16 protein-coding genes are annotated in these 12,811 nt (G+C 40.1%); 9 read left to right on the top strand and 7 right to left on the bottom strand.

What is annotated here, in order from left to right; translation table 11 throughout:
- Positions 1-3 precede the first annotated feature (3 nt).
- On the bottom strand, positions 4-564 hold the full coding sequence (locus JOD03_RS03290) for a DNA-3-methyladenine glycosylase I (RefSeq protein ID WP_204589406.1): 561 nt from the start codon (positions 562-564) through the stop codon (positions 4-6).
- A gap of 243 nt (positions 565-807) precedes the next feature.
- On the opposite strand from JOD03_RS03290, the gene JOD03_RS03285 reads away from it, so the two are divergent.
- The gene (locus JOD03_RS03285) at positions 808-999 is read left to right on the top strand and encodes a hypothetical protein (protein ID WP_204589405.1); all 192 of its coding nucleotides are present in this window, start codon (positions 808-810) and stop codon (positions 997-999) included.
- 35 nt (positions 1,000-1,034) lie between these two features.
- On the opposite strand, the gene JOD03_RS03280 is transcribed toward JOD03_RS03285, so the two are convergent.
- The 4 genes from JOD03_RS03280 to lexA form a co-directional block, all read right to left on the bottom strand.
- Positions 1,035-1,253, bottom strand: coding sequence for a hypothetical protein (locus JOD03_RS03280; RefSeq protein WP_204589404.1), 219 nt, complete (start codon positions 1,251-1,253; stop codon positions 1,035-1,037).
- The gene (locus JOD03_RS03275) at positions 1,253-1,492 is read right to left on the bottom strand and encodes a hypothetical protein (protein ID WP_204589403.1); all 240 of its coding nucleotides are present in this window, start codon (positions 1,490-1,492) and stop codon (positions 1,253-1,255) included. Before JOD03_RS03275 ends, JOD03_RS03280 begins: the two co-directional genes overlap by 1 nt.
- Positions 1,493-1,562: 70 nt before the next feature.
- Entirely contained in the window at positions 1,563-1,823 is a 261-nt protein-coding gene (locus JOD03_RS03270; RefSeq protein WP_204589402.1) for a hypothetical protein, read from the bottom strand.
- A gap of 60 nt (positions 1,824-1,883) precedes the next feature.
- Positions 1,884-4,316, bottom strand: a complete 2,433-nt coding sequence (lexA, locus tag JOD03_RS03265; RefSeq protein WP_204589401.1) for a transcriptional repressor LexA — start codon at positions 4,314-4,316, stop codon at positions 1,884-1,886.
- Positions 4,317-4,710: 394 nt separating this feature from the next.
- Between lexA and JOD03_RS03260 the strand changes: the two genes are divergently transcribed.
- The 5 genes from JOD03_RS03260 to JOD03_RS03240 all read left to right on the top strand — a co-directional run bounded on the left by JOD03_RS03260 (position 4,711) and on the right by JOD03_RS03240 (position 9,978).
- Positions 4,711-5,595, top strand: coding sequence for a retron St85 family RNA-directed DNA polymerase (locus tag JOD03_RS03260; protein WP_204589400.1), 885 nt, complete (start codon positions 4,711-4,713; stop codon positions 5,593-5,595).
- Between the two features lie 83 nt (positions 5,596-5,678).
- Positions 5,679-6,095, top strand: coding sequence for a (deoxy)nucleoside triphosphate pyrophosphohydrolase (locus JOD03_RS03255; RefSeq protein WP_204589399.1), 417 nt, complete (start codon positions 5,679-5,681; stop codon positions 6,093-6,095).
- Positions 6,092-8,980 carry a DEAD/DEAH box helicase gene (locus JOD03_RS03250; protein ID WP_204589398.1) on the top strand — a complete coding sequence of 963 codons (2,889 nt, stop codon included), beginning with the start codon at positions 6,092-6,094 and terminating at the stop codon, positions 8,978-8,980. The genes JOD03_RS03255 and JOD03_RS03250 overlap by 4 nt, the downstream gene beginning before the upstream one ends.
- A 144-nt stretch (positions 8,981-9,124) precedes the next feature.
- Positions 9,125-9,424, top strand: a complete 300-nt coding sequence (locus tag JOD03_RS03245; RefSeq protein ID WP_204589397.1) for a hypothetical protein — start codon at positions 9,125-9,127, stop codon at positions 9,422-9,424.
- Positions 9,425-9,444: 20 nt separating this feature from the next.
- Positions 9,445-9,978 (top strand): GrpB family protein, encoded by a 534-nt coding sequence (locus JOD03_RS03240; RefSeq protein WP_204589396.1) that lies wholly within the window; start codon positions 9,445-9,447, stop codon positions 9,976-9,978.
- 436 nt (positions 9,979-10,414) lie between these two features.
- On the opposite strand, the gene JOD03_RS03235 is transcribed toward JOD03_RS03240, so the two are convergent.
- Entirely contained in the window at positions 10,415-10,636 is a 222-nt protein-coding gene (locus JOD03_RS03235) for a hypothetical protein (protein ID WP_204589395.1), read from the bottom strand.
- Positions 10,637-10,748: 112 nt separating this feature from the next.
- Between JOD03_RS03235 and JOD03_RS03230 the strand changes: the two genes are divergently transcribed.
- Genes JOD03_RS03230 through JOD03_RS03220 form a run of 3 tightly spaced genes read left to right on the top strand, consistent with a single transcriptional unit; the run spans position 10,749 to position 11,934 of the window.
- Positions 10,749-11,156 carry a DUF4362 domain-containing protein gene (locus JOD03_RS03230; RefSeq protein WP_204589394.1) on the top strand — a complete coding sequence of 136 codons (408 nt, stop codon included), beginning with the start codon at positions 10,749-10,751 and terminating at the stop codon, positions 11,154-11,156.
- The gene (locus tag JOD03_RS03225; protein ID WP_204589393.1) at positions 11,153-11,425 is read left to right on the top strand and encodes a hypothetical protein; all 273 of its coding nucleotides are present in this window, start codon (positions 11,153-11,155) and stop codon (positions 11,423-11,425) included. The genes JOD03_RS03230 and JOD03_RS03225 overlap by 4 nt, the downstream gene beginning before the upstream one ends.
- A 53-nt stretch (positions 11,426-11,478) precedes the next feature.
- Positions 11,479-11,934, top strand: coding sequence for an SRPBCC family protein (locus JOD03_RS03220; protein WP_204589392.1), 456 nt, complete (start codon positions 11,479-11,481; stop codon positions 11,932-11,934).
- Between the two features lie 572 nt (positions 11,935-12,506).
- Here the strand turns inward: JOD03_RS03220 and JOD03_RS03215 are convergent.
- Positions 12,507-12,811: hypothetical protein (locus JOD03_RS03215; protein ID WP_204589391.1), on the bottom strand; the 305-nt coding region annotated here is incomplete at its 5' end.

Raw genomic sequence — 12,811 nt, 5'->3', positions numbered from 1 at the left:
TCCTTATTCCACCGTCTTCGCCGGACACCCAACTAAATGATCATCAATCATCCCGACCGCTTGCATATATGTATAGATAATTACGGGCCCTACAAATGTAAAGCCACGTTTCTTTAGGTCTTTGCTGAGTCGCTTCGAAAGCGCGTCATCTGTCAGAACATCCGAGTCTTTCTCAGGTGTATGGATAACTGGTGTGTGGTCCACATAACTCCAGAGAAACTCAGAGAACGAGCCAAACTCGTCTTGTATCCGTTGGACGGCCTGTGCATTTGTGCGAACGGATTTGATTTTCAGTTTGTTGCGTACGATTTCATAACCTGTTCGAATACTTTCCAAATCTTCATCTGAGAGATTCGCACAAGCCGCAATATCAAAATCATGGAAAGCTTCTTTATACGCTTCACGCTTTTTCAAGATTGTGATCCAAGACAGACCTGCTTGCGCCCCTTCTAAAGAGAGCATTTCAAACAAGTAGCGGTCGTCGCCTTTAGAGGGCTTACCCCACTCCCCGTCGTGATACTCTTGCATCAATTCACTCGTCCCGGGCCATGTACATGCTGGCATATAGTCATCTCCTTGTTTGATGTTTTTTCTACAGTATATGGTAAAATGAAAGAAAATGGGAGGCGTCAGTATGTCACAACCACCGATTCGCAAAGATCAATCGAAATCTCTTTGGGTCAATCTCGTCGACATCGTTCTCGCACTACCTCGTGCAATCGCACAACTGATTCGTATCATTTTTGATTAAGTAGTGGAACCTTCTTCTGACCGACAACGTTTTGTCTAATGAAGGAGTTGATGACCATGGGCTTTTGGTACATGCTTGGCCTACTCATCGGAATTGGTTTATTACTATACGGAATCATGCAATCCTCTAAAAAAACACCGTTCCGCAAAATTTCAGTCTTGATGGCTGGCACGATTTTAATTGGAATCTCACTTTATATGTTCACACCAGATAGCGCCGACACTGTCTCTACTTTGTTTGGTTTATAAAAAAGGACCATGGGATTCCATGGTCACTTTGCGTTTTAGAGTTTTAAATAAGGTTTTTTACTAAGTTTAATTTTAAACGGTACGATAATCAAAAGTGCCAAACTGATATACCCGAGCGTCAATAGGCCCTGTGTCTCTTCAGAAAGGTATTGTTTCTCTCCACAGTTGCTACAGCGTTTCCCTTCTTTCGACCAGCCAAGTTTCCAAATCTCACGTACTGTCCACTTCTGTCCGCAATTCGTACATTTCGGCATCAATTCATCGCTCGTTTCTGAAGTAGACGCTCTACCACAAAACCAGATGCGATTCCGATCAAAAGTGGAATCATCGAGCCACCGGTTTCTACTTCAAAGCCACCAGCCGTTGAAACGGTCTGCTCATAATAAAAACGCAGCCATGAGATTTCGAGTGCATTACCTAGATTATAGAGCGCAATTGATACGACGATCGCAACGACTGCAGGTGCGAGGATATGGGATAGTTTTGATTTCATTGCCAGTCACTCCTTTGCTATCTAATTCTACGATGTTCTTTGCAAAAAGTTTCAGACGACCTGACTCTTCTCAATTCATTGTGTCACACTCGTCTTCACTGTGCAGTGTCTTTTCAGTCGTTTCGTCTACATATACGTTCGGCTCTTCCAATACACCTTTTTCACAAAACTGCACGACATCCTTTCCCCACTTTTTCACACCGTACCGGTATTCAATCGTAGGTTCATCTTTAAACAGGACGATAAATTGTGGTTGGTAATACTCATTGTTTACATGATGTTTTGGAATGACGCGTGTTGAATAGACAAAATCCTCTTCTTCAAATCCCATCTGCTCAATCCCCTTTTTTTGTATATTCACAATAACGTTGGGAGAGAGAGGAAGGTTTCTCTATTTCTTCAACACACCAATCACTTTTCCATTGATGCGGACATCCTCACTACGCATGAGAATTGGCTCATAGTTTGGGTTTTCAGCCATCAGTAACACATCGTTGCCCATTGGCATATATTTTTTCATCGTGGCCTCATCATCAATCACTGCAATGATAATGTCGTTCGGCTGCGCAGATGTCTGCTGATGGACGATGACGGTATCACCTTTATGAATTTCTGCACCTATCATACTATCGCCTGTAACGGTCAAAGCAAATGATTCCTTCACTGAAAACACCCAGTCTTTCGGAACAACAACGCGTGCATCATACTCTTCAATTGCGAGTGTGGGAATGCCCGCTGCCACATTGCCAATCATCGGAACAGTCGCTTTTTCATGCACTTGCAAATAAACTTCCGAATGTTCTTCTCGTATCTCGATTTGCTCCTCATCATCAAGAGCAGTTGCATACGAATACGTACGGCCATTCTTTAAGTTTAAGTAGCGTTTAGTATTCTTCGTCTCAGGCAAGAACTGCGGACGACACCTTGGAATGTCTTGTACTTCTTCCCCGTTTCGATCGATGATTTTAATCTCTAATCCGTCCGTCACCAATCCGTAACGTACAGTAGTATTTGCTTCTAAATAGCTTTTCAATTGCTTTAGACCTTCTTCAATTCCAGCCCCGAACTGTTTCACTTCGATAAAGAGCAACGGCATTGCTTCTTCCCCGGAGTATATCGTCACTGCGATATCACAATAGCCACGTTGTGAAAACTTCTGAACGGGGTATTCCAGCTCCAACAGTTCATACGGATATCCGTATGTTTCATGAAGCTCGCGCAACATCCACTGACGCACGACTTCTTCTCGTGAATGGAGATCACTCAATTGATCTGTAAACTGATAATGGCTCATACTAATAGATTCAAATGGTCGCAGTGCACAGTCTTTCTTCATACGTAAATGCTTTCGCTCAATTTCTTTAATAAACTTCGATGGCTTCTTAACAGATGACATATATAAAAGCTCATTTGCTCGCGTCATACCAACATAAAGAAGCTTTCGCTCGTCGGAATCGACCGTTTTTTGATCTTCCACATCTGTATACCGATCATTTGGAATGACACCTTGATTCAAGTCGACGAGAAAAATGACTTTGAACTCCAACCCTTTGATGGAATGCATCGTGACAAGTTTGACCCTATCCGATTCAAAGTTCGGCTCGCTGTTTTGGAGAACTTCTGTTGGTATACCTGCTGCTTCTAGCCCAGTTGCTAGACTTTCTAGTAAGCGGTTGCTCCGCGCAACCAAACAAATTTCGCGCAGGTCATAATCATTTTGTAACGTTTGAATTTCCTCTACTAAGAATGCGAGTTGCTTTTGCGGTGTCGTGAAAAATCGATAAATCGGTGGATGTCCATGGCGATCAATCAATGCTGGCTTCACAAAATCCACATTCGAACGAATCGTCTCGTCCGCTTCAATCAAATCAAATGCAGCAGTAGAAATTTCTGTCGTCGTCCGGTAATTCTTACTTAACGCTCGTGCCTTTCCACTCATATCGTAGCCGATTGTTGTATACGGTCTACCTTTTCCAAGCCATGAATGGGCATAAATACTTTGGGTGTTATCTGCGACAAAGAGTAGTGAGGAATAAGGTTTCTCTTTATAGAGCGCTTTTAAAAACTCAAGTTGTACGCGTGTCAAATCTTGGCTTTCGTCAATAATGACATGTGTATAGCGTTTAGAATTCACTTCGTGGACTTGGCGAAGCGCAAGTACATTCATACGTTTGAACGTAACAAATCCTTTTTTCTCCATTTTGTCCGTGAACACGCGCCAGAGTTCAAAAATAGCTTCTCGCAACTCTGAATTTTTAAGTAGTTTTTGGGGTGTAGAACTATCACCGGAAGCGCGTCCAATTCGGTCTACATTTTGATACGCTTCGATATCTTCAATGAGACACGACTCCATCCACAACACTTCATCCAGAAGAAACGCACTGTTTTTAGGCGACAGCACTTTTACATTCGGATACGATTTCTTCACTTCATGAATAGCATCAATGAGTAGTTGACGCTCCATCTGCTTGTCTGCAATTTGCAGTCTCTTTCGCGTTCGGCGATTGTAATCTACAAATGCTTTAAACATTAGCGCATCAATTGTTGAAATTTCCACGTTTGCATTTGATGCGAAGAATTGTTGGAAGTCCTCTTCTTCAGCATCCGCAAGTCGTTCATATTGAAACTTGATATAATTTAGTAGTGTTTTGTTATACGTGACCAACAAAATCTGGTCATCTGCTTCATGACAATAATTTGTTTTTAGAAAGTTGATACGGCGAATAGCTACCGTCGTCTTTCCAGACCCTGCAACGCCCTTGACTAACATTTGTCCCGTTGGCTCTAGCTCGACAATTCTCCGTTGTTCGACATTTAATTTCATAAGTTCTCTCCGTTCATCTGTTGAGTTTCCTTAATTTTATGAATGTTTGGGAGGAATGGCAAGGGAATATAGGAAAATGATCCCTTTTTTCAAAAAACACTTGTCGATCGCTATAGTTGATCGCTATAGTATCACTATCCAATTGGGATCTTTTCCCTTCCGTCAGATTATCAAATGAGAAATGTATGGCGAGTCGCCACTACACGTCGAACGTAAGCAATACTGTATTCACCAGTCATCATCAGAAGTCGAAATAGGAATTTGCGACTTCTTTGATCATGACTGTGACCTTCGTCCTTGTTGATCATAAACGATCAACCTTGTTGTTCATTAACGATCAACGTGCGCGAATTAAGTGATGGAAGGGGACCGGTTGGATAAAAGGAGGGCTAGTATGAAATTAAATCATAATCCAGCAACCTTAACTGTTCAGGATTTACTTACTCTTTTTCAACTCTCAGAAAAAAACCTATATAAATTCACGAACCGTCCAAAGCACTATTACCGAACATTTTCGATTCCCAAACGCACAGGAGGCTTTCGAACAATAGAAGCACCAACTCCATTACTAAAGAAAATTCAGCATCAAATCTTAGAAAACTTTTTAGCACCTCATCCCGTCAGTCGCTTTGCAAAAGCTTATAAAAAAGGAGCCACTTTAAAAGAAATGGCCCGTTTTCATGTAAATCAACAAATGGTGGTTCGCATAGACCTCACTGACTTTTTTGGAAGTTTAAAAGAAGCTTCTGTCTTCCGTTTCTTTCGTCAACAAGGGTACTCGGAAACTGTTACAGTCATCTTAACGAAGTTAGTAACTTATAGGGGTGGGTTGCCTCAAGGTGCTCCGACAAGCCCCACTTTGTCGAACATTCTCATGCGGAAAATTGATGAGCGGATCGCTCGATATTGTTCGGAGAAGAAAATTCGCTATACTCGCTATGCAGATGATCTTGTGTTTTCTGGTGATTTTTCCATTAAACGCTTATTAGCCAAACTACACAATATTTTGGCTCCTCAACGACTTCTAATTAACAATAAGAAAACACGCGTCATGCGCAGACACTCGACACAAATGGTCACTGGTTTAGTTGTGAATGACAGACTAGGAATTGCGAGGAATACGCGGAGAAAATTGCGGCAGGAACTTTATTATAGTGAGAAATTTGGGATTAAGAGTCACACGGAGGCAATTGGAGAAAGTCGCTCTCCAGAAATATACATTCAAGTTTTAGAGGGTAGAAAGCATTATATCGAAACTTATCATCCTCAACCAAAATGAAATTGTCACGATTTTACAAAAACTATGGCCCCTACTTCGTTTGGCTGCTAGACTTAAGAAAAAGTAGCTAATGAGGTGGAATCATGAAAAAACACGTGAATGTTGTTGGAGCTGTACTAGTGAATGAAACGAATCAAATCTTCTGTGCACTTCGTTCTCCACAAATGAGCCTTCCAAACTTATGGGAGTTTCCAGGAGGGAAGATTGAACCTGGAGAATCTCCCAAAGAGACACTAAAGCGTGAGTTAATGGAAGAACTAAAAATCGAGGTAACTGTTGGAGAAGAAGTTGAGAGTACTTATTATGAGTATGATTCGTTTACAATTCAACTTACCACCTTTTACTCTACGATTCACTCTGGCATACCAGTTTTAACAGAACATGCTGACTATAAGTGGCTCTCTGCTGATGAGCTTTCTAATCTAGAATGGGCACCCGCAGATATTCCTGCAGTTCAAAAAATCCAGAAGCAGTTTAATTCTAAAGGTGTTCAAGTATGAGTTATTCAAATGAGCAACTTAAGCAGTCATTAGAAAAAGGATTTATTAATCATCAAATTGCAGCCCATGACACTCTAAAACCACAGTTACTTTTAAACCAAACAAGTGGTGGAGAGGCAGTCTTAACAACACTTTTAGAAGATCTACAAATTTGTAAATCATTCTTCTTTTCAGTAGCTTTCATTACAGAATCCGGGTTGGCCACATTAAAAGCTGCCCTTCATGATTTACATTTAAAAGGAATCTCAGGGAAGATCCTCACGTCTACTTTCTTAGAATTTAATAAACCCAAAGTGTTCCAGGAGCTTTTGAACATTCCAAATGTAGAAGTTCGCCTAACATCTTTAAAAGGGTTTCATGCGAAAGGCTATATTTTTGAACATGAATATACATATTCTATGATTGTTGGAAGTTCAAATTTAACGGCCAATGCATTAAAAGTAAATTATGAATGGAACATCCGGCTAACTTCTAATGAAAACGGAGACTTAATTCGTCATTTCATACATCAATTTAAAGACGTATGGGATACAGCAGCACCGCTCTCTACAGAATGGATTCAAAGATACACCGAAAGGTATATTGAAACAGTTGAACGTCAAAAATTACTTACCGCCATTGAACCTGATGAAAGAATTTATAAAACGAACCCATTAGAAGTAGCTGCACAAATCGAACCAAACAAAATGCAAACTCGCGCTCTTGAAAGCCTTGCTAGTATGAGACAACAAGAAAATCGTGCATTAGTAGTATCTGCAACTGGTACAGGAAAGACATATCTTTCTGCATTTGACGTGCGGGCTGCTGCTCCCAAACGCATGTTATTTATCGTGCATCGAGAACAAATCTTAAAACAAGCAAAAGCTGATTTCATGCGTGTGCTTGGTGCACATGATGAGCAATTTGGATTTTTAACCGGTTCTGAGAAAAATACAGATGCAAAATACGTCTTTGCCACGGTTCAAACTCTATCCAAACCAAACGTATTTAATCAAATAGACAAGAACCACTTTGACTACATAATCATCGACGAAGTTCACCGTGCAGGTGCCGAATCATATCAACGTGTGATCGATTATTTCACGCCAGATTTCTTACTTGGAATGACAGCTACCCCAGAGCGAACAGATGCGTGGAATATTTTCGAACTCTTCCAGTACAATGTAGCCTATGAAATTCGACTTCAAGAAGCATTAGAAGAAGATTTATTAAGTACCTTCCATTATTTCGGCGTAACAGACATTGAATTAGATGGACAGCTACTCGATGAAGATGTTTCATTCAATGCACTAATTTCCAATGCAAGGATTGATCACCTGATCGAGAAGATCAGTTATTACGGGTATGCAGGTGATTCTGTTCGGGGGCTCATGTTCTGCAGTCGAATTGAGGAAGCAAAAGAACTGTCTAAGCAATTAAATCTCCGTGGTTACCGGACAAAAGCTTTAGCTGGCTCGGACTCCATGGAACAGCGATTGGCAACAGTTGATGAACTCGAGACTGGGCAACTAGATTATATTATTACTGTCGATATTTTCAATGAAGGAATCGACATTCCGAGCATTAACCAAGTCGTGATGCTGCGCCAGACACAATCGAGCATTATTTTCATTCAACAATTAGGACGTGGGCTTCGCAAGCATCCTTCGAAAGACTATGTAACTATCATTGATTTCATTGGAAATTATAAAAATAACTATCTCATTCCGATGGCGTTATCAGGTGATTCTTCTTTAAATAAAGATACGATTCGTCGCTCTGTTGCCGACACTAGTTATATTAAAGGTGCATCAACAGTTCTATTTGAACAGATTGCAAAAGAACAAATTTACAGGTCAATTAATACTGCTCGGATTGATCATTTTAAAAATCTTAAAGAGTATTATTTAAATCTAGAAAATCGCCTAGGAAGAACTCCAGATTTATTTGATTTCCTAGAACAAAACTCTTTAGATCCTGAAACGATTCTTGAACATTTCTCTCATTATGATGCTTTTTTAGCAAAAGTAACTGGAACCCCCTCTTTATTAAGCGAGCAAGAACAAGCACTACTTTCGTTTATCTCACAAGAGTTACTCAATGGAAAAAGAAAGCATGAGTTATATGTACTTCAACATTTAGCGGAACAGGGATCGATTGAATTGAAACAATTAGCGGATAATCTCGCAAACGATGATTTGTTGCATTCATCTACTACTATTCAGTCTGTAATGGATGTGCTGACTCTTTCATTTTTCACATCTGCTAGCAAAAAACGATATGGGCACTCGCCTTTAATCGAATTAGAGAATCAAACGATTACCACTAGCTATGCTCTTAGAAAAGCTTTGAAACAGCCTTTATTCAGACATCGCTATTTTGATTTGATCAAAACAGGTCTTCGTAAAGCGGAGAGGTATGATACTTCACGCACATTGACGCTTTATAAAAAATACACGCGAAAAGATGCAGCGCGTTTATTGAACTGGCAGCAAGATGAATCTTCTACGATGTATGGGTATAAGCATAAACACAATACTTGTCCTATCTTCGTCACGTATCACAAATCTGATGAAATTGACTCAACGATTGCATATGGTGATGAATTTATTGATGTTGCACATTTTAAGTGGTTTTCACGGAGCAATCGTAAACTGACATCCAATGAAATTCAAAAGTTACTCACAGGTTATAAACAGGGCGATGAACTTCATTTCTTTATCAAAAAGGATAATGATGAAGGAAAAGACTTTTATTATCTTGGCAAAGTAGATATTCTGCTAGATACGCTAGAGCAAGAATATATGACAGATAAGAACGGTCAACCAACTCCGGTTGTGACGATGACTATGAAGTTTGAGCAGCCTGTGGAGTTTAATTTGTATCATTATTTGACGCATGAATGAATTTTACTTCAAACTCGAACTGCAGTAGCAGTTCGAGTCTTTTTTTGAGTATTATTAGAATTCTACTCATATTTGCCGAAATCCACCACCCAAAATAACGTATAGTAGTAATAAGATGGTAAAAATTCGCAAAGGATGATAACTATGGATTTCGCAAATGCAGCCGTTACATTTCTCTGGTCTATAGCCGCAGTGCTTTTTCTAAAACTGGTTAGTTCATTTTTCTTCAAGTCAAAACAAAATTTGATTTCTGTTTTGACTACGCTTGGATTACTTGGAGTTCTCGGTTACTTTATAGCTACACAATTTAGCTATATGCAGACGAACTTTCCTGCCCAGCTAGCGATTGTAAGTGTTGTAGTTCTAATTCTAGTAGTTGCGTTGATTAGAGATGTCCGCAACTATGTAAAAGAAATAAAGCACAACCAAACAACAATTGAGTAAATCGTTTAGGAGTGAACTGAATGAAATTAGGCTTGGAGAATAATGAAGTACGATTGGTAGAGTATACAACAGAGTGGCAAGAGGAATTCGCACGTGTGAAAGAACAACTTCTGCAAGCCACATCTCTTCTCCCTCACCAGATTGAACATGTTGGAAGCACAGCAATAAATAGAATGGCAGCTAAACCCATTTTAGATATGGTGGTCGGGGTAGACTCTATTGAATCGGTTGATCGTGAGTTTTTCAAGGCGCTGCAGTCTGCAGGTTTCCTGCGCTTGCGTGTGGAACGTCCGAATGAGATTGTGCTCGCGAAGTTTGCGGATGACACGTATGCCGTGAAGACGCATTATATTCATCTTGTCGACTTCGACGGTGAAATCTGGCGAAATTTGCTTTTCTTCCGTGATTATTTAAATACTAATGAAGAAGCTCGACAACAGTATTTGGCTATAAAGCTAGATTATTTAGAGACAGCTTCTTCCGGGATTCAAGAATATACAGAGTTTAAAGAGACGTTTGTGAAAGAGATCTTTGAAAAGCGAGATCTTGTTTAATCACCTTAATAGGATTTACTACTGGAAGATATAGTTTGTTGCTGTACTTTGACTGTTTACTGCTGTACTTTCTTAGGGATGTGTTGTGATTTTGAACTTAAGTGTTTTGAAGTGAATCGTTTGCAGGGGACAGGCATCGCCACAATTCTATCGCGGCTTTGATACAGCCACAATTGTTCGGCTTTGCCTCCAATGGTGTCTGTCCCAAATCCAGAATGGTGTCGCTGTCTGTCCCCGGAATGAGGAACGGGGCTGCGGCGGGCTATCGCCCACCTTGCCCCTCCGCATCATTAATACGACTGCACTCCTCTAATCTAGAAAAAGAACCTGTTCTTGTGTAAGACAGATTAAAGATGCCTGGTACGTGCAGAAACTAGAGATGGAAACGACTCCCAAAAGGTACCTGGACCCCACACAACTTCAACATTATTTATGTTTATCCGCTTTCCAACGCAGGAATGCGGGTTCTTTTTGCATATCCGATGAATAGTCTTGATTGTCCGAATTGTTTTTGGGACAGGTACCTTTTCGTCTCATTAATGTACTGGCCTACAACTGATTTATTTATACCATCTCTCACAGCTGTATAAATCACAAAATGTAAAACTAAAAGTCCTAAAATCCATAGAATAATTGTTCCGAAAATCTCTGCTCCCACTCACCTCACCTCATTTTCATTCATCTGAATAACATTGAAGGATTTCCCATAGTTGTTAACGAATATAGCATTATGAATAACTTTATCACAAACTAGTTTAAGGAAGTGCTGCATGAAAAAATTAAGTTTGTTTGGAATGTTTCTGTTGATACTTTTAGCAGGCTGCCAGTTTGAGAATATTCCGGATGTAATCGAGCACCAAGGTGGTAACTTTGAAAATGACGAGTATTTTGGGGCATTCATTAAAAATATAGAAGCTGGTATCTCTGACCAGGTAGACTATGTACGTTATGGGGAAGAAGGCGAAGAAATCGTCACGAAATTGCGATTCAATGGATCTGAAATTCATGTGGGTACATATGTAGGCTGGCGAACGATTGAAAAATTCACTTGTCTGTCTGCTGAACAACAAGGTTTTGAGGAGAGTATTTCATTTCTGTTGAAAGACTGCTCTGGAGATATCACTGGCCATTTGGAGTTAGCATCTTATCCACTATCTTCTGAGGAGGAAAATCAATGAAACTAAGCATCTCATCTTTCATTATCAGCATCCTCGGTCTCTTCATTGCCTATATGATTTTTCCGCCATTTAACATCGACTATTTAGGACCACATTCGATGCTTTGGATCCCAATTGGGTTTTTCATCTATCTCATCGGGATGAGTTTGGCTGTCTATGCGTTCGTCAAAAAAGAGCCGGGATTCATGAAATACGTCGCTTTATCACCATTGGTCCTTGGCGGGCTATTTCTTGCTTTTTTAACGTATTTATTTGGAGGAGAGATTTGAGACCTATGAAATCCTAGGCTATTAAAAGAATTGACTAGAAAGAGTGAGTTAAGATGCCTATAATTCATCACGAAATTTTTATTCATGCACCAATTACAGTTTGTTTTGACCTTGCTCGAAACATCGATGTACATATACAAACTACTGGCAAAACCAATGAACGAGCAGTAGCTGGAGTTACAAGCGGCCTCATTGAAAAAGGACAGACAGTTACTTGGGAAGCTACACATCTCGGAGTACGACAACAGTTGACGGCTAAAATCACTGAGATGGATAGGCCTTATCGATTCGTAGATGCTATGGTCAAAGGCGCATTCCACTCATTTACTCATATACATGAATTTGTAGAAAGCGGCACTGGTACCATAATGAAAGATACTTTTTCTTACAAATCGCCTTTGGGAGTAGTAGGCATTGTAGCTGATAAGTTATTTTTAGAAAGATATATGCGGGAATTTATAGTGAGTCGTGCTGAAGGGTTGAAGAAAATTGCCGAAGAAAATATATAAATAAACATACAGTTCTTTTATATCTTCCCTTCCTTGATCCAAGACCTAATGGGAAAACTACCGAAAATTGCTACTGCTAGTAATAGCATCAGATACACAACCCAGATACCCATGCGATTGATTTCTCGTAAGCCATCCGCATTAACGACGACAAAAGTGGTCACTCCAATGAACAGTAGGTATAGAAAGATATTTGGGAGAATCCAGATGGCTCTCAGCGTGGTATTTTTCATAGTGAATCCTCCAATAGCTTGGATTTATTAAGAGTCATTGTTAGTGGGGACAGGCATCGCCACAATTCTATCGCGGCTTTGATACAGTCACAATTGTTCGGCTTCGCCTCCAATGGTGTCTGCCCCAAATCCAGAATGGTGTCGCTGTCTGTCCCCGGAATGAGGAACGGGGCTGCGGTGGGCTATCGCCCACCTTGCCCCTCCGCATAATAAGTTCGAATGCACGCATCTAATCTAGAAAAAGAACCCGTTCTGGCGTAAGACAGATCGGGTTTTGGCATTTCAAGCAGAATGCTATCGCTTCAATACTTTATAGGATTCTTTGTTTAGTAGTCGTCCTCAGTCTTCTTCCGGCATATCAGGAAATACGATAGTTTTATCGGCAAATCGAATTTTTGGTCGAAGGGCATAGCCACTTTCAATGAAATTCACTTCATTGTCGTCAAATTCGATTAATGCAATTAAGCTATTGTCATAGTCAATCACTGCAATTCTATTCGAATTCAAGTAAATATCATTACCTTCGTACATTTCTATGTACCAACTGTAAATGCTGATTAAAAACGTCAATTTGTTGACGGTATTGTTTGTCCAGGAATTGACGGATATAATGTCCTTAACAAACCTGAAGAAAGGAAAAGACG

The organism is Chryseomicrobium aureum (genome assembly GCF_016909155.1).
Taxonomy (GTDB): Bacteria; Bacillota; Bacilli; order Bacillales_A; family Planococcaceae; genus Chryseomicrobium; species Chryseomicrobium aureum.
This window is presented reverse-complemented; position numbering and strand designations above follow the sequence as displayed.

Excerpts from the sequence above, each read along its gene's own strand:
- JOD03_RS03290 (WP_204589406.1), bottom strand. The coding sequence starts at position 564 with ATGCCAGCATGTACATGGCCCGGGACGAGTGAATTGATGCAAGAGTAT.
- JOD03_RS03285 (WP_204589405.1), top strand. The coding sequence starts at position 808 with ATGGGCTTTTGGTACATGCTTGGCCTACTCATCGGAATTGGTTTATTA.
- JOD03_RS03280 (WP_204589404.1), bottom strand. The coding sequence starts at position 1,253 with ATGCCGAAATGTACGAATTGCGGACAGAAGTGGACAGTACGTGAGATT.
- JOD03_RS03275 (WP_204589403.1), bottom strand. The coding sequence starts at position 1,492 with ATGAAATCAAAACTATCCCATATCCTCGCACCTGCAGTCGTTGCGATC.
- JOD03_RS03270 (WP_204589402.1), bottom strand. The coding sequence starts at position 1,823 with ATGGGATTTGAAGAAGAGGATTTTGTCTATTCAACACGCGTCATTCCA.
- lexA (WP_204589401.1), bottom strand. The coding sequence starts at position 4,316 with ATGAAATTAAATGTCGAACAACGGAGAATTGTCGAGCTAGAGCCAACG.
- JOD03_RS03260 (WP_204589400.1), top strand. The coding sequence starts at position 4,711 with ATGAAATTAAATCATAATCCAGCAACCTTAACTGTTCAGGATTTACTT.
- JOD03_RS03255 (WP_204589399.1), top strand. The coding sequence starts at position 5,679 with ATGAAAAAACACGTGAATGTTGTTGGAGCTGTACTAGTGAATGAAACG.
- JOD03_RS03250 (WP_204589398.1), top strand. The coding sequence starts at position 6,092 with ATGAGTTATTCAAATGAGCAACTTAAGCAGTCATTAGAAAAAGGATTT.
- JOD03_RS03245 (WP_204589397.1), top strand. The coding sequence starts at position 9,125 with ATGGATTTCGCAAATGCAGCCGTTACATTTCTCTGGTCTATAGCCGCA.
- JOD03_RS03240 (WP_204589396.1), top strand. The coding sequence starts at position 9,445 with ATGAAATTAGGCTTGGAGAATAATGAAGTACGATTGGTAGAGTATACA.
- JOD03_RS03230 (WP_204589394.1), top strand. The coding sequence starts at position 10,749 with ATGAAAAAATTAAGTTTGTTTGGAATGTTTCTGTTGATACTTTTAGCA.
- JOD03_RS03225 (WP_204589393.1), top strand. The coding sequence starts at position 11,153 with ATGAAACTAAGCATCTCATCTTTCATTATCAGCATCCTCGGTCTCTTC.
- JOD03_RS03220 (WP_204589392.1), top strand. The coding sequence starts at position 11,479 with ATGCCTATAATTCATCACGAAATTTTTATTCATGCACCAATTACAGTT.